We start from the raw sequence: 18,766 nt of genomic DNA on the forward strand, positions 1-18,766 counted from the left end.
TCTCCCCCTTAATATTAAACCCCTTCGAAGAACTGGATATTATCCCCTGGCTGAAGGGTGACTATTGCCTTTTTCCATGACCTGGTCAGCACCTGACGTCTCCCCACTATCCGGCTTTTGCCGCTAACTGAAATCACATTAACTGCGGTAACCTTAACCTTAAAAGCCTTCTCAACAGCCTCTTTAACCTGCAGTTTGTTGGCATCACCAGCCACCTCAAAGGCATATTTGCCCTGAGATTGAAGACTGGTATTCTTCTCAGTTATTAGCGGACGGCACAACACTTGGTAAGGGTGCACTGTTTCCTCCTTGCAACGACCGGATCCCCCATAACCGCTCTGCCTTTCGCACCGCAGACTCACTCATCAGTAATACCCGATGAGAAAGGATATCAACCACATTGAGCAGTTCAGCCGGCAGTGTTTTTACCTCGGGCAGATTACGGGCTGATTTAACAACATTAACCTCCGGCTCACCGATAACTATCAGGGTTGAAGAGGCCACGCCCAGAGCCGCCAGCATACGCGTCACTTCCCTGGTTTTAGGCTCATCAAATTCAAGTTTTTCCAGGACTTTAAGCTCACCATCTCTGGCCCGTGCCGAAAGCATACACCGTAGCGCCAATTGACGCATCTTCTTCGGCATCGCCTGCCGGTAACTCCTCGGTTTAGGTCCAAAAACAACGCCACCTCCCCGGCGAAGGGGTGAACGTCGGCTGCCGGCTCGAGCGGAACCGGTATGCTTCTGACGATACAACTTCCGGCTAGAGCCGGTTACTTCACCACGGGTCTTGGTACTGACTGTACCCTGACGAGCATTTGCCTGCTGCCGCACCATCGCCTGGTGCACCACAGCTTCATTAAACGGCACCGCGAAAACCCGGTCGCTCACCTCAATACTTTTTACTATCTCCCCGGTAAGACTATAGACTGGAATCTGCACGGTCTTACTTCCTTCCGCCTGACTTTCTTATTAACAGCAATCCGTTGCTAGCACCAGGTACCGCTCCCTTGACCAACAGCAGGTTACGCTCCGGATCAGTCTGAAATACCTCCAGCTTACGCACGGTAACCCGCTGATGGCCCATATGACCGGCCATCAGTGTCCCTCTCAAAACCCTGCCCGGAGAAGTAGTAGCACCGATAGAACCCGGATGACGGTGCCGATCCGACTGTCCGTGCGTCTTCGGCCCGCCGGCAAAGCCATGCCGCTTCACAACACCGGCGAAGCCTTTACCCTTGGACACCCCGGTAACATCAACCAGGTCACCCTCCTGAAACAGGCTAACATCAATCTTATCCCCTACCTGAACACCATCAATATCATCGGTCTTAAATTCCCTCAGGTACCGAAACTGACCCAAATCCTTGAGGTGCCCCCGCTGAGGAGAACTAAGCCGCTTCGCCTGACCAAACCCGATCTGAAGGGCATTATACCCCTCCCTGGCCATCGTCTTAACCTGCACTACAGCACACGGGCCGGCCTCAATAGCAGTTACCGCCTCCACCCTCCCGTTGTCCCTAAATATCTGGGTCATGCCCAGTTTTTTACCAATAATACCTTGCGTCATGTCCTCATTCATCCTGGTTTAGTAGATGCATCTCTTATAACCTGATATCTATATCAACCCCCGAGGGCAGGCTCAGCTTGGCCAGAGCGTCTATCGTCTTGGAGGTCGACTCAATAATATCAATCAAACGCTTATGAGTCCGAATCTCAAACTGCTCCTGGGAGTCTTTATCGGTAAAAGTTGAGCGGATAACACTGAACTTTTCAATACGGGTAGGCAGCGGCAACGGTCCGCTAACCACAGCCCCGGTCCGCTCTACCGCCTCGACTATCTGCATGGCAGACAAGTCGAGTATCTTATGGTCAAATCCCTTTAACTTGATACGAATCTTCTGTTTGGGCATAGAACAAACACCCCAGAATCTTTATTAACCTTTATTAAAACCCTAAACCAGCCTGACCAAGCACAACTCTGCCACGCTGTATTTTAAGGTTTTCATCCCGGCTCCGGCAGTGACCTATTCCCTGCCGGCAGTCTTAACCTTCTCTGCCAGCCCCGCCGGCAGCCTATCGTAATGCTCAAACCTCATTGAATGAGTGGCCCTACCCTGAGTCAACGACCTGAGAGCAGAGGCATAACCGAACATCTCCGCCAGCGGTATCAAAGCACGAACAATACTTAACTCATTATTTGTCTCTATCACCTCAACATGGCCGCGTCTCGTGTTAACATCACCGATAATATCACCGAGAAACTCTTCGGGAGTGCTCACTTCCAGCCTCATAACCGGCTCAAGCAAGACCGGCTTGGCCCTGCTGACACAACTCTTCAGGGCTATCGAGCCAGCCATCTTAAAGGCTATATCCGAAGAGTCGACCTCATGGTAACTGCCGTCATAAAGGGTTATCTTAATATCGACTATCGGGTAACCAGCAAACACTCCGGTCTCGACTGCCTCTTTAACCCCAGCCTCTACCGCAGGTATATACTGCTTGGGGATGACTCCGCTCTTAATCTGGTCGACAAACTGGATGCCAGTGCCACGCTCTCCCGGCTCAACCTCAAGATAGACGTGGCCATACTGACCATGACCACCGCTCTGCCTGACAAATTTACCCTCAGACTTGGCCGGTACGGTTATCGTTTCTTTATAAGCAACCCAGGGCCTTCCCACCTTGGCTCCAACCTTAAATTCACTAAACAGTCTGCCTACAATGACCTCCAGGTGGAGCTCACCCATACCAGAAATGACAGTCTGTCCTGTCTCACTATTGTGGTCTACTTTAAAAGTAGGATCCTCCTCGGCCAGTTTGTTTAAGGCCTCTCCTATCCTGTCCTGATCGACCCGGCTCTTAGGCTCGATAGCGACCGAGACCACCGGCTCGGGGAAACGGATAGACTCAAGCAAAATCGGCTTCGAAGCACTGCATAGAGTATCTCCGGTAAAGGTATCCTTAAGCCCCAGGGTAGCTACAATGGACCCGGTGTCCGCCTCCTCTATTTCCTCACGGCGGTTGGCATGCATCAGCAACAGCCGCCCGATCCGTTCTTTTTTATCCCGGGCGGAATTAAAAACCTGAACTCCAGCCCTTACCGTACCCGAATAGACCCTTAAATAGACTAACCGGCCCATAAAAAGATCGGTAACTACCTTAAAAGCCAGTGCGCAAAAGGGAGCGTCGTCCTGAGCCGGACGGGTAACTTCATCTCCCTGCTTGGTAGTAACGGCCCTTACCGGCGGCACATCCAGCGGAGAAGGAAGATAGTCCGCCACAGCATCGAGCAGCAACTGAATCCCCTTGTTCCTCAGGGCGCTGCCACAGAGAACAGGCACGCCCCGATTGGCCAGGGTCACCTTTCTCAACGCTGACCTCAACATATCAGGAGCAATCTCCTTACCGTCAAGATAGGCCTCCATAACATGGTCATCAACCTCGGCCACTTTCTCGATTAACTCCTTACGAAACTGGCTGCACCTTGCCCGCTCCGACTCCGGAACAGGCATCCCCTCCGGCTCTGAATCGGGGTTGCCATCAAAACACCATAACTTATTCTCTACTATGTCAATAACACCCGTAAATGACGACTCAGCGCCTAAAGGCAGCTGAACCACCAGGGGATTGGCTTTCAAACGCTGTTCGATCATAGATAAGACACGCCGAAAGTCAGCACCAATCCGATCCATCTTATTGATAAAGCAAATTCGGGGTACATGGTACCGGTCGGCCTGCCGCCAGACGACCTCCGACTGGGCCTCAACCCCGGCAACACCGTCAAAGACCACCACTCCTCCATCAAGTACCCGCAGACTGCGCTCGACCTCGGCAGTGAAATCAACATGACCGGGAGTATCGATGATATTTATACGATGCCCTCCCCACAAGCAGGTAGTGGCTGCCGCCGTAATCGTAATACCTCGCTCCCTCTCCTGATCCATCCAGTCCATCACGGCAGTACCCTCATGCACCTCACCAATCTTATAGGTGCGCCCGGTGTAGTAAAGTATTCTTTCCGTGACGGTAGTCTTACCGGCATCAATATGAGCGATAATAGCTATGTTTCGTATACGGTCTAAGGGAAAACTTCTCGGCTTAGCCATATCCTCTACTCTACACTTTACTGGTATTGAGTTATTCACTAAAGTACTGGAGCAACTAATTTTAATTACCCCCTCACCAACGATAATGGGCAAAGGCCTTGTTAGCCTCGGCCATCTTATGGGTATCCTCTCTTTTCTTGACAGTGACACCCTGCCCCTTAGCAGCATCACCAAGCTCAGCAGCCAGCCGCTCCGCCATAGGCTTACCTTTCCTGGCTCTAGTCGACTTTGCCAGCCAGCGCAAAGCCAGGGAAAGGCCACGATCGGAACGCACCTCTATCGGCACCTGATAGGTAGCACCACCAACCCGGCGCGCCTTAACCTCAAGCAAAGGAATGGTATTCTTCAGCGCCTGCTCCAAAATAGAGACCGGATCTTTCGACTCCTGCTGCTCCAGAATCTGCAGGGCACCATACACAATCTTCTCCGCCTTACTCTTCTTACCGTCCAGCATTATCCGGTTAATCAACCTAGACACGTTAACGCTGCTATACCTAGCATCAGGAGCCATCTCTTTTTTGATAACTCGGGCTCGCCTTGGCATATTACCCCCTTAAATCAGGAAGCCTCAGCCGTCGCTTTGGCTCGTTTACTTCCATACTTACTACGACCCTGGCGGCGATTAGATACGCCACTGGCATCCAGGGCTCCACGGACGATATGATACCGGACACCCGGCAAATCCCTCACCCTGCCGCCACGAATCAGGACTACCGAGTGTTCCTGCAATTCATGCCCCTCGCCGGGAATATAGGCCAGTACCTCCATGTGGTTAGTCAGACGCACCTTAGCAATCTTACGCAATGCCGAGTTGGGCTTCTTCGGAGTAGTGGTTTTGACATAGATACAAACCCCGCGCTTCTGCGGAGAGCCTTTCCCGGCTACCCTCTTATTCTTCAGGGAATTATAGATAAAGCGCAATGCCGGCGTCCTGGTCTTCTTGGTAACCCTCTTACGCCCCTTACGAATAAGCTGATTGACTGTAGGCAACTATCTCCTCCTATATCCCCACAATTTTAATGGATGAGCTTTAGCTCATCCATTAAGATACAAACGATAGATCGAGCGGTAAAGCCCAATCTATCCTCTCCTATCTGTAACCGCCGAAAGCTAACGTATGAGTCTAACACAGCCAGAAAGAAAATGTCAACATCCATACAGAGGGTATTCAAGGTATTCCACACCCCCATCCCCGGCATCTTCTCGTCCTGAATTAAGGAAAGGGCAAGGAAATACCCCGATACTATAGCTAGTCTATATTCTCGTTCTGGTAGGCACCCTGATAACCCTCGGTCTCGCCGCTCAGCCACAGGAAGACAAGCTGAACAACCCTGGCATCCTTCTGTAAACGAAACCCCTGTGAATTATAGACCACCATCAGCGACTGGGAACGGCCACAGTAGCCGGCATCCCATACCGCGGTACCCACGGTAACCCCGCAACGGAGCAGGCTCGACCGGGGTCTGGCCAGTGCCATAACATTGTTGGGCAGGTGCACAATCTCATTATAGGTAATCAGGTAGATGCCGGGTATCAAATCAATAAAACCCAGTCCATCAAAGGCCAGTGGTGCCAATCCCGGCAGCTGCCTCTCGGCATTCTTCACCGCTATTTTACCCGACGATTCAAGTAAGGCCACCTCACGCAGGGTCAGATCAATACCGTTCGGCTGGACCTGCTCATCAAGGTTCAGGTAGCTCTCAACCAGAGGCGGTTTCCGGTCAAGCAACCTGTAGATTTCCTGTCGTGACAAAACAGCTGACATCACAAAACTTCCTTCCCCTCACTAATCGTCAAGAAACCGCCACGAATCGCAGCATTGTTCATCTTCGCCAAAAACATGGTTTATCCCTCTTTTCGCCGAATACTATGGAAAGACCCCTGCCCGCTATCCCGGGTGCCTTAAGTGCGATTTGATCGCTTTCCTGGTTTCTTTTACGATTGCGTCGTGATGCCTTTTACCCGTCCTTACGGCAAAGGAATCAACGACTATTCCGGAACGCTTCTGCACCTTTAAAGTGATATTACTGACCGCCTTCCTATATTCCTCACCACCCATAGTGAAGAAAACGATTACCTTCCTATTCTTGAAATCCGTACTGCTAATGAAAGCATTCATTGCCGGCACCGGTCTTGATGCCCAGACAGGAGAACCCAGGAATATCAAATCGTAGTCATGCACATCCAACGCAACCGGTTTTATCTCGCTGCACTTGTCCCTGAACGCCGCGAAACCACCGGTCATATAGGCAAGGAACCTGTTTCTCTTCCTTGTTTCTTCCACTCTGCAGAGGTCCGCTTTCAACTCCTTCGCCATCGTTTTAGCTACTATTTCCGTATTACCAGACAACGAATAGAATACTACAAGCTTTTTCATAGTACCTCCTCGACAGCATTGACAACGGCTGGATTTGAACCGGCGGCCGGAGTCTTGGCCGGTCAGCTTCAGTCAAATTCAGGATGCTTTTTTGATTATTTTATTCCCTTCACGCGACCATTTCATAGATAAATAATCGCTCGCGTCAAGAAGGCCCTGGAGAGTCTTATATTGAGAAGCACTAAGCTTATCAACACCGAGAATCTTTGCCACCTGTAAAGCAGCTATCGGGCCGGGAATAAAGCCATCGTGCTGATTAGCTCGCTTCGACCATTCTCTATCAACCTGCTCTGCCAAATCCTTAATCGGTAAATGCACAGCAGTAAGAGACTCTTCCGCAGGCTCAATTTCCACGTCGCCAGGGCCCTTTGGCCGAATAAGCCTTAAGCTTGAGGAAGCTTCCAGAAACTTAGTAAAGGTAGAATGCCCGTAAGAACGGTAGTCGAAGCTCGGGTCCAGACGTAGAATTGTTTGGTGCAGTTTGCTTCCTAACACTCTGCCATGCTCATTGATAGATGCCATTAGAGCTCGCTTAATGATATTTTCTATCTCCCTTTCCCGAGCAGGTGACGGCCCTTTAGTTTTACTGATACTCTTATCTAAATCGAGGTCCAGGTACCGATCGCACGCTTTTATGAGAGTATTCGGTGCCTTCTTCTTCTCTCCCGCGCCGAATACCGTCTTTCCCGCCGAGCGCAACTTACTAACGAGGGGAACAAAGTCGCTGTCTGCGGACACGATAACAAAGGTATTTACCGGAGACGTATAAAGCAGATCTACCGCATCGATTACCAATCTGATATCGCTGGAATTCTTGCCACCCGATTTCGACCGGAATAACTGGATGGGTTCAATGCCCAGTTCAAAAAGCTGGTCGCGTTTATTTTTCTCAACGGACCAATCCGCATACGCTCTCTTTACGATTATTCTGCCGACATCGGATATTTGGTCGAATAGCCACTGAATTGAGCCTAAACCAACGTTCTCCAGATCAATCAGTACTGCGATTTGTCTATCAATAAACTGCTCCCTATTATCCATATCAAGCTACCTCCTCATGCTCATATTGACCAAATAATATATCCTGGCTCCCGAATTTTCAAGAAACAATAATAAGATGTCTATTAGATCAGGGCTATCCCCGTATTTATCCCGGTCTGCTTGATACATATGGTAGACTCCGTAGAGGGGCAAGAATGAACTTTAAGGTAAGTAAGTAATATGATATATTCAAGTATCGATATCATGATGATTGGTCAGAAGGTTAAGAAATGAAGCCAGACCCGATTGAAATTAACGAGGACATACTGCAAACAATCGGGAATACTCCTATGGTCAGGATCAACAGGTTAAACCCGAACAGTAACGCTACGATATATGCCAAACTCGAAGGGCTAAATCCCACCGGAAGCATAAAAGACAGGATTGCCTTGGAGATGATCCAGCAAGCTGAGGCGGAGGCCAAACTGACAAAAGGGAAAACCATCATTGAGCCAACCTCGGGAAATACCGGGGTGGCACTGGCGATGATCGGAGCAATAAAGGGCTACCGGGTCGAAATAGTAATGAGCGATACCGTCTCTGTAGAGAGAATACAAATGATCAAAGCATTCGGTGGCAAGGTGACTCTGACCGAAGGCAAACTAGGCACCGACGGAGCCATTATGAAAGCAAGGGAATTGGTCAGAGAACACCCCGAGAAGTATTTCATGCCGGACCAGTTTTCCAACGAATACAACAAGCTTGCTCACTACAGGATGACCGGAGAAGAGATATGGAAACAGACTAACGGCAAGATAGACTATTTTGTTTCATCGATCGGAACCTCGGGTACAATTATGGGGGTGGGGAAAGCCCTCAAGAGACATAACCCACAAATCAAGGTAGTCAGTGCACATCCGGTAAAGGGACATTATATCCAGGGACTCAAGAATATGGAAGAAGCAATCGTCCCCTCACTATATGACCCGTCTCAGATCGACATCACCATCATGATAGAGACGGAGCAAGCCTATGAGACGGCCAGACAAATTGTCAGAAACGAGGGGATTTTCGTCGGGATGAGCAGCGGCGCGGCAATGTATGCCGCTGTCGAAATCGCCAGGCAAATAGAGGCGGGCACAGTAGTGGTTATCTTTCCGGACCGGGGAGAGAAATACTTAAGTACCAAACTATTTAGCGTATAGAACAGGAATCATAAATATATAATGGTAGCAGAAACATAAGGAGGACCGGAATGTGGAAAGATTTTAAGACCTTCATTATGAGGGGCAATGTGGTCGACATGGCCGTCGGTATCATTATCGGTATTGCTTTCGGTGCTATCGTTAATTCAGCGGTCAAAGACATCATCATGCCGCCAATCGGAATGGCCCTCGGTAATATGGACTTCGCCAATCTTTTTACAGTGCTTAAATCGGGCAGTGTCCCGGGGCCATATCTGACTCTTGCCGACGCCCAGGCAGCCGGAGCAGTCACCATCAACTACGGACTATTCGTCAACACTATCGTCAACTTCTTGATAGTAGCCGCGGTCGTCTTCTTTCTTATCATTCGACCGATAGCCCGTATGCAAGCAAAGAAGAAGGCCGCTGAAGCACCGGCGCCGATAACCAAGGAATGTCCTTTTTGCTTCACCAGCATTCCCATTAAGGCAACCCGCTGTCCGAATTGCACTTCACCGTTAACCGGAAACTAGGAATCAGGATAAAGTACTATCGGCTGACTTGAGGGCACTTAACGGCCGGAGTGATGGTATTACTCTTTGAGCCAGGCTGACCCGGCTTGATAACCTGCTATCATTGAGCCGGTAGCCCGGGTGAGTTGTGCGATGACCCCGGAGGTCCGGCCTGTAATTTATACCAACCTATAACCGAAACACCTTCGACGGCGTGCCGGACCACGAGCGTCTCTGGAACATGGTCATCTCATAAGGGACCAGTCTCTCTCGAAACACCCTGTCCTGTAATTCGAGAACATAGTTATAGTCTATCTCGCAATAGTACCGGTACCAGTCCCGTATCATGCACGCGACCTGGAAAAGGTAATCTTCGTTACCAAAATCCTTATATTTCTCCTTAAGGTCAGGATGCTCCCGCAGCATTCTGTTCGCCTTGGAGCCGGCAAAAGGCATCAAGCTTCCCCACTCGAACCGGTCAAAGTTATCAAATTCGGTAAGTCTTTTTAGAAAATCGATCGTCCTCTCTAAGCTTTCTTTACTCTCACCCTGTACTCCGACTACGACACCGGCTATCACGCCAATCCTGTATTTCTGTAACAAATCCATAGCTCTTATATTATCCTCGAGGGTTGCCCTCTTGTTCATACTCTCCAACATCTTAGGGTCACCCGATTCCATACCGACAAAGACGCTGACACAGCCAGAATCGGCAAGCAGCCGGGCAGTCTCCTCATCAATGTCTTCGGCATCTACATAGTTGGTGTAATGTATGTTCAGTCCTTTCGGTTTTGCCGCGCAGAAGGCCTTGAACCACTCTTTATCCCCGACAAAGTTATCCGACGGGTCCCAGATAAAATCTACCCGGTATTTCTCGACCAGGGATGAAATCTCGCCCCAGACAAGCTCAGGGTTCCTCAATCGTAAATCATAATAAGGAATCGAACAGAACACACAACCACCCTCTTCCTGCGAACGCCAGAGGCATCCCTTCTGAGAATAGATGTTCATCGGTCTCCTGAAGGGCTCACAGATGGGATACTCAGGATCCTTGCTGTTTTTGAAATATGTCTCCATGTCCAGAAGATCCCTGTCCGGAACGGGAAGCTCGTCAAGACAGGGCAGTTTTATCGGGTTTGCCTTGATCTCACCATTGGCGCGATAAACAAGGTTCTCTATCGAATTCAATGGCTCAGCGGCAACATACTTCGATAAGGCAATCTCTCCATCATATCGAACGACAGCATCCACGAAGTCGTAGTATCTTAGAATCTCCCCGGCCAGCGGAGTCGCCGCAGCCCCTCCCAGGACCACTCTCGCCCCTTTCCCCTTGGCAAGTTTAGCCAGTTCAATGGCATAGTCATAACCCCCCGCAGTTGTTGATATTCCGACCAGATCCGCGTCAATCCTGTTCTTCACTGCCTCCAGAGTCAGGGCATTGTTCCCGTCCAGAATCTCGACATCGATACCGGGATTATTCTTTCTGATATAGGTCCCCACGGACAAAATACCCAGAGGCTGGGGCCATCTGGCAAACTTAGCGATATAGCCATCCGGTCTCCCGGGCTGGTGCAACCGGGTCAGGCGCTGGAGCACAGCGGCAAAAAGGTCCCTTGACACGGCTATCTCAGCCATCCGGAGGATAAGCTGCCGGCTACGGCGCACGATAGGATGAGGCCATCCGGCAAATTTACTTATATATGTATCCGGCCTTCTTGGCGGAGGCAGCACCAGCTGGACCTTTTCAATTTTCCTTGCCGGCCCCATTTCCATATCTCCTCGACCCGGGATCTCCCGATCTACTCGCTACGGGCCGATTCTCATCCATCGACAGTCCCGCCCTAATAATACGCTAATTGCACCGGCAATAAAATCGTACCGGAGCACCACCTGCCAATATGAACGATTCTTCACCGTAAGCTTTTCCAAATTTACCGTAGCGTGATGTATAATAAGCCAAAGCATAATTGCATCAGTAATCTATGATGAAGATGATTTACAACCCAAATCTCCACGGAGGCAGAATGACCATTATCTGCTTCGTTTCCGGTTCAGGAACAAACTACCAGCAGATTGCTCGATCGAACCCCGATCAAGACTACATTGTATTCACGAACAGACCCGGTTGTGGAGGTGTGGCAAAAGCCAGAGCGAATAAACACACCACCATCGAACTAAGCCACTTGCCTTACCTAAGGCCGGCAATAAAGAAATATGGCTCGATGAGCATTCCCCGAAACTGTCCGGAGAGGATAAAGTACGAACAGGATGTGTGGCGCCTGATAGAAGAAAAAATCGAAAAAGCGCCCGACCTGATTTGCCTGGCGGGCTACGACCAATGGCTAACCGATTGGACGGTAGACAGGTACTACCCGAAAATTTTGAATATTCATCCCGGGGATACCACCAGAGGTTACTCGGGCTTGCACTGGATACCCACCGCCAAAGCCATACTATCCGGCGATAAAGAGATAAGAGCAACCTTATTCCTTGTCGATAGAGGAGAAGACACAGGGGCAGTATTGGCTCAATCCAAACCACTTGCAATAATCCCGACACTCAGAATGCTGGAATCAGAGGGAATAAATGGGCTGCTCAAAGGGTTCAACGAAGTGACCGGTTTTGCTATTAAGCACGCCATAACCGGTTATGATGATTTTGAGAAGACGGCTGATAAAAAGCAGAAAACAATCATGAAACAGTTATGTGATCATCTTCAGGGCGCGCTTAAGATAGCAGGAGACTGGGAGGTCTATCCGTTTGTGATACATACCCTGATAGCACACGGGCGCGTAGAGATAGAAGATAGAAAAGTTTATATTGACGGCAGGCCTATGCCGGATTATGGATACCGGATGAAAAAACACCTACCCGAATACTGAACGTGACACTATTAAGGAAGCTATGATAGAGTTGGCTTATGATCATTACTACACGAGGATATATTTGAGTCTATCCTAAAAAAAAGATATAATACTATGATGCTTATCTTACAGAAAAGGAGGACATGTTCCCATGGGACACAAGGGTCCGGCCAAGGTTGGCTCAGGAAGCTCTTCCAAACCAGGACAGGCCAAGCCGTCTAAGCCAGAGAAGAAATAGTTGGGTTCATCGATATTCCGTCTTTAGGGGAGCCGTGAGACATATCACGAGTCCCCTAAATTTTTTAGGTATCCCCAGCATTAAAGACTGCCGACGGGAAACATTATACTGACAGTACTCAGCAGTAAATATTACTCAGTACCGGCTAATAACCTATGAAACCTGTGATTAAGTACGCCTAACTAGCGATCAATAAATAATTTACCGGCTTTAGCCATATTTTCTTCGCTATATTCCACAATATCGATAGTGACTACCTCTGGTTGAACCTTGAAGTGCTTGACCACCGCTTCGGTGATATCCTTTACCAGAGCCCTTTTCTGCTCGATAGTCCGCACCCCTTTTACTTTTACGGTCACTAATGGCATTCTTAACCCCCTTCTTAACCCCATGATGAATTCACAAAAACAAAAGCCAAGGTAAAGCGGCTGGATTTGAATAGAACATAAAGCTCGTACCGGGAAGTTAACTGCAAAAGCTGTCCCGGTTACTCCGGATCAGTTAAGCGCGCCCGGTAAAGGTAGCTATTGCTAAACCTACAAAGCCTGCTCCCAGCCCGATAAATATACCGGGTAAAAAATTGCCTATCGCCCAGCCGATACCCATACCGATGAAGAGACCGGCCGGAATAATAAGCCCGGCGGCTTTCTTACGCTTTTCTTTAAGTGATTCCGTATCCTGTTCGGTCATTGAGTTTTTCCCGTGGCCCACTGATCACTCATATTCCTTCGGTACTGCGCAAATCATAACTAAGGGCTGGCTTTTCGACTTGTTTTTGTACTGGTGCTTTTCGCCCGGCAGAACAAGAGCGAAATCCCCCTTCTTGAACTCCGTCTCCGTACCGTTCTGATCGACTACTGCGCCGCTGCCCTCAATGGCGTAGTTGACGTGCTCAAAATCGTGTGCATGAAACGGCGTATGTCCACCCGGATCCAGGGTGAATACCCTGAAGGAAAAATTCGGTGAACCATCGACCTTAGATATAGGGACCTGTTTATATGCCTTCTCAGCCCCTTCCATGGTAACAGGTGTTTTTGTGACCGTTGCCAGAGCACATACTTTCAATATTATCCTCCCGATATTTATAGTCCTTAGGCTTCAGAAACCCGATTTAGCCCTTGCCCGATTTATTTATTTCCTCTTCCACTTCTTCCGCACCTTCGTTGTAGAATCCTTCTTCGTCCGGGGCGAGATGTTTTAGCAGTCTGAGGAACTCGCCGGCATGGACTCTTTCTTCATCAGCGATATCTTTAAGCACTGCCATAGCCAGCTTGTTGTCTATTGACTCCGCGAGCTGCATGTACATCTGTACTGCTTCATACTCGGCAGCAACCATAAAACGTATTGCACGAATCAACTCTTCGTGACTTAACTTCCGGCTGCTGGCAAGACCTGAAAACGACGAACTAAAGTCCGGCATAAATCACCTCCCTATAGGTTGTCCTGGTACGTTTTTAGCTATACCCCGATCATAAAGGCGGAACTGACACGCCGTTCACTCCGTTGCTCTTAAAATATATAATACTTCCCGACCACATTGTCAATTTTACCCCGGCTCCAAGCCAACCCGGCCGCTTTTTTGCAGTCCATGTCTTCTTAAGGATGATATAATCGCCTGGGGGAAGTAATGATAGATAAAAAGACTGTCGAGATTGAAGATGTGGGACTAGTTCTGTTTGAACGCAGCAAACGGGCTAAACACATAATCATATCGGTGAGACCTCTTCAGGGTGTACGGGTAGCTGTTCCGTATTCATCATCCTTTAAGAAAGCCGGGGCATTTGTCCATATCAAAAAAACTTGGATTAACAGACACCTCGAAAAGATGAAGCAACATGAGCAGAAGAACAATTACAACCCTGCTGAAACAGATTACATTGATGAAACAAAGGCAAGAAAAATACTGGTGGAACGTCTCGAATCGCTGGCGAGCAAATTCGGATTCTCCTACAACAGGGTATTTATCCGGAATCAAAAGACACGGTGGGGCAGCTGCTCCAGCAGAAACAACATCAGCCTGAACATTAAACTCGCCAGACTCCCTGATGAACTGGTCGATTATGTTATGCTGCATGAGCTTATCCATACCAGAATAAAGAACCACAGCAAGGTTTTCTGGAAAGAGGTGGATAAACTGGTCGGAAACGGAAAGGGAATGGCCTCCCGGCTGAGGGTTTACGGCATGGAATTATACTAGATACCGGTACTTTGATAAAATCGCGCTATGACGATAGCTTTATTGCACCGTAGATCAGCTCATTCACCGGTACTTCTATACCAAGCTGCTCAGCCAAGCGGACTAATGTCCCGTTCAGCGTCTCGATCTCGGTCGGTCTGCCAGTCTCGATATCAACCAGGAGAGAGGACCTGGAATCCGGCGTGAATTCCTCTGTGATTCCCATCACCTTATCGAACATATTATCGGGAATGTCGATTCCCAGCGTTTTAGCCACCTCGATAGCTTCCCGAACGCATCTCGCATAGACTCTTCTTGTCACCGGGTTAGACAGGACTGCGCCAATGCTGGCTCTGCACACAGCCGTCATACCGGAAAAAGCATTGATCAGGATGAACTTCTGCCACAGGTCCCGCGTGATATTATCAGAGATACGGGCATCGATTCCCGCATTCCTCATAATCTCCTCTATTTTTTGCAGTTGTTCATTCTCCGGTACATTTCTATCGCCAAAAACGAGTTTTCTCAATTCACCGGATTGCACGATTAAGCCGGGGGCAGCCCTGACAGCGCTTAAAAAAGCCAGGCCGGGAAATACCTTCGCATTCTCGATATACTTCTTTATCTCGATATCATTGTCTATGCCGTTCTGAAACGAGATAATAACCGTATTGCTATTGACTACTCCGGATAATTGTTGAGCCGCATCAGCAGAGTCATATGTCTTGACAGCTAGAATTACAAGTTCCGGATCGGTAATTTCTGCTATAGTCGCCACGGTTTGGGCAGGTTGAATCTGATAATCTCCATGAACACTTCTGATCGCCAGGCCATGCTTCCTTATTGCCGCCAGGTGCTCCCCCCTTGCCAGAAAGGTAACGTCAGCACCCGCCCTGGCCAGGAGACTGCCGAAATATCCTCCGACTCCCCCACTGCCTACAATGAATATTCGCATAGCACGGTACACTATATCACAACTATTCCAGCATAGACTACTCTTGCCTTCAGGTACCATCATCGACACCTGTTGCTTCCGAGCCTACGCAGGAGTAAAATGACTATGTTACTGCTCATCATGCTTTTCAAGCCAATCCCGATAATGCATAGAGATATTTTCGCGAGGCTAGATAGAGAAGCCAGATCATTCAGATGATATGAAACCTTTTAGGAGTGAACCGTGAACGAACAAATTGCCCGACTGATTCTGTTTCCATCGACGGCCGAGGTAAATAGCAAGGGCCATCTTATGATCGGTGGCTGTGACACTGTGGCGCTAACCGCCGAATTCGGCACGCCACTTTATCTATTCCGTTATTATATACCAGCTCTAAGTTGGAAGGTCTTATGCCCCTAATAGGCGTAGCTTAACACTACCGTGTCAATTTCTTCATATGACGCTTTAGCAAATGGTGCGCTAGAGACATTAATGTTGCGCTTGCCACCACAGCGATTAACACGCTACTAGAAAAGCCAGACATGGCAACTCCTAGAGCAGTACCACTAGCAGGAGGATGCTCAGTATCGGTAGCCACCATCAGGAAAATAGAAACCCCGACTGCGATCGAATAATTGATGACAGGAGGAAATACTAAAGAGTGGGGAAGAAAAGTAGAAATGGCACCACAAGAAAGACCGATTAGGTGACCTCCGATAACACTTCGCGGCTGGGCAGCAATACTAAATGGCATAGTGAAAACAATAAATGCGGTAGCTCCAATTGATGTTATAATTACTATATCTCGCGCAGTCAGGAACAAAAGAGCCGCAAATAATACCAGAACAGCAACAGAGCTCTGCCAAAGGTAGTTTTTCCACAGCGATTTAAATTTAGCCGTTGTAGGTCTACCTAAGATAACAGTTAAAGGGTCAAAGTGCCTTTTCTGTATCACTTCCCTACAATTCGCTCCGGTGTAGAATACCTTAAAATCGTACAAAACTCATTTCTTATGTTCCAGTCTAACGCTGATACTAGATCTGTTTTTGGGCAAATCACTACTCCTCCCGTTTACATTACTTTAGGGAGTAGAATCTAATATTAACAACCTGTCCCAATTTTAGATACCACACTCCAACCACCCACTTTATTGATTCCTCATATTCCCCTGAGATAGGCCATCATTTGGTCTACTGTCATATCTTCAATACCTAATTCTCTGAGAGACAAACCGTCCTTTAGGAAATCCCGCCTACAAATTACAGACCCTAAACGTATTAGCGATTCTATGACTGGTAAATCTATACCTAGTTTCTTACCCAGGTGATAACGTATTACAGTTCCCACCGATATATCCTCAGTAAAATACCTGTGTTCGGTAGAATCGGGGCCAACAACTGGCGGTAAATTAACGTCTGCAAATGGAGCCCAGAATTCCACACCCATGATGCTCCCCTTCCAGAAGAATTGATCCTCACAATACTCAGACATTTCTATCCCCATTACCTGAGCAATCCTTCTTTCCTCCTGGTAGAAGGAGAACTGGACTTGGGATACTGCTGGGCTCATACCATGTTTGTACATTGAATACTTTCCCTTAGGTATGTCTAATGTCCCTCCCATCCCAGAAATTTCCATTGCACCTACGTTTAGAACAGAACCAGGAACATGAACTGCAGGATTAGGGTTGGAAAGGTCAACTCCTATGATTGTGTCCCCCCTTTTGATTGCCATGGTACCATCGAATGCAGGGATTTCCTTTAATACTCTAAGGAATGTATCCCCATCTCGACTTGGGAGTGTATCACCGATTAGCTCCCTCGCTCTAATCATACAATCAAGCTTTCCCACCCCCATTGCCCTGACAACATATGGCATAGAACTCCATCCACCGACGATAATATCTGAAGTGCAACCATTACCACGCATCATATTTCTGAGCATCAAGGAACCAAAATTATCCGGAAATATGCTTACTATCTGACCATCCTCAAGATAGGGAATCATTCTCTCAAAGAAAGGCTCGTGTCCCTTGGCTGGAATAGCGACTATTACCAAACCGGCTCCCTTTAGAGCTTCGGAAATTTCCGTGGTAACAACGTCGACCTTGGCAAGCCCTGCTCTCCTGAACCACTTACAATTATCCTGCGCCCCCCCGAATTCTATTTCATGAGTAATTAAGACCTCTTTTAGAGTTGTTGGGGCAAACTCCGGTAATTCATACAAGCGTACTTTATGCCCAGCAAGCGTGAAATCAGCAGCAAAAGCTTGGCCACAAGCACCACCCCCAAGCACAGCTACCGGTTTTCTCAATACTCTACTTGCGTCCACTTTTCTCACCTCTTTCGAATATTTAGGTTGGATGGCAATAATAGATACGAAACGTTCTATGCTGTCATAATCCCAGCATAGTGTCTCTGTGTATAAATTACAGGCGGAGAGCAGCCCAACTTTACTTACTGTCGCTGCCGGTTATAGAACGTATCAATATACTCTGTAATATCTTCAATTGTCTCCCGCCTAGCAAGATGATGGCGGCTACTAATCAGTTCCTGCTTCATAATTCTCCGAAGCTCTCCATCGGCACATTACCAAAGTATTTCTCGTTTCCCCCCATCGACACCACCAATTTACGCTTTAAGGCTTTCCTTTTTTCGAGGACCTTTAAGTAACGACTTACCATTATTCCTGACTTGTGAAACTAAGCGCTTTTTCAGATTCCAGACTATCAAGCGCTAATTCTATGAGCTTTGTCTTTGTTGGAATACCATTAACCCAGCCCTTTGTTTCCCAATACTCTTTTAATATTGACTGCCATGGCGGCACATGGCCGGCAGCTCCGCCATCCTTATGAGGAACGGTAAGTCGCTCTGGCATCACATTCTCCTGCTCTGGTACGAGCCCATTTGCTAAGTTGAACATTTGCTGCAAACACACTATGCGCTCACCCATCTTCTGGGCCTCTGCTGGAGTTACATCCCAGCCGGTGATGGCATTCAATATATTAACCTGATCAGTTAAAGATACATCACAAAAGAGATGCATAAAGCACCAGGTAAGGCTATTCCAGACTTGCTGAATATCTTGGTAGATAGCCCCAACATATCCCTTCTTAGTCGCATCGAATCTGTCTATAGCTTCAGTTATGCCCAATTCGGGTAAAACAACACCCTGCTCCATCGGTTCGGCAAACCCGTGTATGTGACATGAACCTCTCGTTGAGGCAATAGTTGTCACTGTTTCAGAGAAGAAAGACCTTGGGTCATGTGCTGCCACAGCTTGACCCATAACCTCCACAGCATACGGCCGGGATTCAGGTATTCTCTCAACACAAGCCCTTAACCCTTCAGCCAGTAGATTCCCTATACCATCCCTCTTGGCTATCTTCTCT

General features: G+C 48.3%; 23 protein-coding genes. 4 read left to right on the forward strand and 19 right to left on the reverse strand.

Annotated elements, in window-relative coordinates:
• Positions 1-14: 14 nt before the first annotated feature.
• The 10 genes from rplW to PHI12_07270 form a co-directional block, all read right to left on the reverse strand.
• The gene (rplW, locus tag PHI12_07225; GenBank protein MDD5510581.1) at positions 15-299 is read right to left on the reverse strand and encodes a 50S ribosomal protein L23; all 285 of its coding nucleotides are present in this window, start codon (positions 297-299) and stop codon (positions 15-17) included.
• Positions 259-942 carry a 50S ribosomal protein L4 gene (gene rplD, locus PHI12_07230; GenBank protein ID MDD5510582.1) on the reverse strand — a complete coding sequence of 228 codons (684 nt, stop codon included), beginning with the start codon at positions 940-942 and terminating at the stop codon, positions 259-261. The genes rplW and rplD overlap by 41 nt, the downstream gene beginning before the upstream one ends.
• Positions 943-946: 4 nt before the next feature.
• A complete protein-coding gene (rplC, locus tag PHI12_07235) occupies positions 947-1,570 on the reverse strand; it encodes a 50S ribosomal protein L3 (protein MDD5510583.1) in 624 nt (207 codons plus the stop codon).
• 34 nt (positions 1,571-1,604) lie between these two features.
• Complete coding sequence (gene rpsJ / locus PHI12_07240) at positions 1,605-1,913, reverse strand: 30S ribosomal protein S10 (GenBank protein ID MDD5510584.1); 309 nt, start codon at positions 1,911-1,913, stop codon at positions 1,605-1,607.
• A gap of 114 nt (positions 1,914-2,027) precedes the next feature.
• The gene (gene fusA, locus PHI12_07245) at positions 2,028-4,109 is read right to left on the reverse strand and encodes an elongation factor G (protein ID MDD5510585.1); all 2,082 of its coding nucleotides are present in this window, start codon (positions 4,107-4,109) and stop codon (positions 2,028-2,030) included.
• 73 nt (positions 4,110-4,182) lie between these two features.
• On the reverse strand, positions 4,183-4,653 hold the full coding sequence (rpsG, locus tag PHI12_07250; GenBank protein ID MDD5510586.1) for a 30S ribosomal protein S7: 471 nt from the start codon (positions 4,651-4,653) through the stop codon (positions 4,183-4,185).
• A gap of 14 nt (positions 4,654-4,667) precedes the next feature.
• On the reverse strand, positions 4,668-5,099 hold the full coding sequence (rpsL, locus tag PHI12_07255) for a 30S ribosomal protein S12 (protein MDD5510587.1): 432 nt from the start codon (positions 5,097-5,099) through the stop codon (positions 4,668-4,670).
• 259 nt (positions 5,100-5,358) lie between these two features.
• A complete protein-coding gene (locus tag PHI12_07260) occupies positions 5,359-5,874 on the reverse strand; it encodes a deoxyuridine 5'-triphosphate nucleotidohydrolase (GenBank protein ID MDD5510588.1) in 516 nt (171 codons plus the stop codon).
• A gap of 123 nt (positions 5,875-5,997) precedes the next feature.
• Positions 5,998-6,486 carry a flavodoxin gene (locus PHI12_07265; GenBank protein MDD5510589.1) on the reverse strand — a complete coding sequence of 163 codons (489 nt, stop codon included), beginning with the start codon at positions 6,484-6,486 and terminating at the stop codon, positions 5,998-6,000.
• A gap of 78 nt (positions 6,487-6,564) precedes the next feature.
• On the reverse strand, positions 6,565-7,527 hold the full coding sequence (locus PHI12_07270; GenBank protein ID MDD5510590.1) for an NYN domain-containing protein: 963 nt from the start codon (positions 7,525-7,527) through the stop codon (positions 6,565-6,567).
• Between the two features lie 230 nt (positions 7,528-7,757).
• On the opposite strand from PHI12_07270, the gene PHI12_07275 reads away from it, so the two are divergent.
• Both PHI12_07275 and mscL read left to right on the forward strand, forming a co-directional pair.
• Entirely contained in the window at positions 7,758-8,672 is a 915-nt protein-coding gene (locus PHI12_07275; protein ID MDD5510591.1) for a cysteine synthase family protein, read from the forward strand.
• A gap of 50 nt (positions 8,673-8,722) precedes the next feature.
• Complete coding sequence (gene mscL, locus PHI12_07280) at positions 8,723-9,184, forward strand: large conductance mechanosensitive channel protein MscL (protein MDD5510592.1); 462 nt, start codon at positions 8,723-8,725, stop codon at positions 9,182-9,184.
• 168 nt (positions 9,185-9,352) lie between these two features.
• On the opposite strand, the gene PHI12_07285 is transcribed toward mscL, so the two are convergent.
• A complete protein-coding gene (locus PHI12_07285; GenBank protein MDD5510593.1) occupies positions 9,353-10,930 on the reverse strand; it encodes a radical SAM protein in 1,578 nt (525 codons plus the stop codon).
• Positions 10,931-11,187: 257 nt separating this feature from the next.
• Between PHI12_07285 and PHI12_07290 the strand changes: the two genes are divergently transcribed.
• Positions 11,188-12,045: a formyltransferase family protein gene (locus PHI12_07290; protein MDD5510594.1), complete on the forward strand. Its 858-nt coding sequence runs from the start codon at positions 11,188-11,190 to the stop codon at positions 12,043-12,045.
• Between the two features lie 402 nt (positions 12,046-12,447).
• Here the strand turns inward: PHI12_07290 and PHI12_07295 are convergent, their stop codons facing one another.
• The 4 genes from PHI12_07295 to PHI12_07310 form a co-directional block, all read right to left on the reverse strand.
• The gene (locus PHI12_07295) at positions 12,448-12,657 is read right to left on the reverse strand and encodes a tautomerase family protein (protein ID MDD5510595.1); all 210 of its coding nucleotides are present in this window, start codon (positions 12,655-12,657) and stop codon (positions 12,448-12,450) included.
• 109 nt (positions 12,658-12,766) lie between these two features.
• Positions 12,767-12,955, reverse strand: coding sequence for a hypothetical protein (locus tag PHI12_07300; protein ID MDD5510596.1), 189 nt, complete (start codon positions 12,953-12,955; stop codon positions 12,767-12,769).
• Between the two features lie 24 nt (positions 12,956-12,979).
• Positions 12,980-13,330, reverse strand: coding sequence for a cupin domain-containing protein (locus tag PHI12_07305; protein MDD5510597.1), 351 nt, complete (start codon positions 13,328-13,330; stop codon positions 12,980-12,982).
• A gap of 46 nt (positions 13,331-13,376) precedes the next feature.
• Positions 13,377-13,685 (reverse strand): ferritin family protein, encoded by a 309-nt coding sequence (locus PHI12_07310; GenBank protein ID MDD5510598.1) that lies wholly within the window; start codon positions 13,683-13,685, stop codon positions 13,377-13,379.
• Between the two features lie 207 nt (positions 13,686-13,892).
• Here PHI12_07310 and PHI12_07315 point away from each other — a divergent pair, with 207 nt between their 5' ends.
• Entirely contained in the window at positions 13,893-14,462 is a 570-nt protein-coding gene (locus PHI12_07315) for a M48 family metallopeptidase (protein ID MDD5510599.1), read from the forward strand.
• Positions 14,463-14,487: 25 nt separating this feature from the next.
• Here PHI12_07315 and PHI12_07320 read toward each other — a convergent pair whose 3' ends face one another.
• The 4 genes from PHI12_07320 to PHI12_07335 all read right to left on the reverse strand — a co-directional run.
• Positions 14,488-15,459 (reverse strand): 2-dehydropantoate 2-reductase, encoded by a 972-nt coding sequence (locus tag PHI12_07320; GenBank protein MDD5510600.1) that lies wholly within the window; start codon positions 15,457-15,459, stop codon positions 14,488-14,490.
• A gap of 352 nt (positions 15,460-15,811) precedes the next feature.
• Entirely contained in the window at positions 15,812-16,375 is a 564-nt protein-coding gene (locus PHI12_07325) for an HPP family protein (GenBank protein ID MDD5510601.1), read from the reverse strand.
• A 158-nt stretch (positions 16,376-16,533) separates the two neighbouring features.
• Positions 16,534-17,706, reverse strand: coding sequence for an NAD/NADP octopine/nopaline dehydrogenase family protein (locus PHI12_07330; protein ID MDD5510602.1), 1,173 nt, complete (start codon positions 17,704-17,706; stop codon positions 16,534-16,536).
• A gap of 351 nt (positions 17,707-18,057) precedes the next feature.
• Positions 18,058-18,766: aldehyde ferredoxin oxidoreductase C-terminal domain-containing protein (locus PHI12_07335; protein MDD5510603.1), on the reverse strand; the 709-nt coding region annotated here is incomplete at its 5' end.

This window comes from Dehalococcoidales bacterium, assembly GCA_028716225.1.
Lineage (GTDB): Bacteria > Chloroflexota > Dehalococcoidia > Dehalococcoidales > UBA5760 > UBA5760.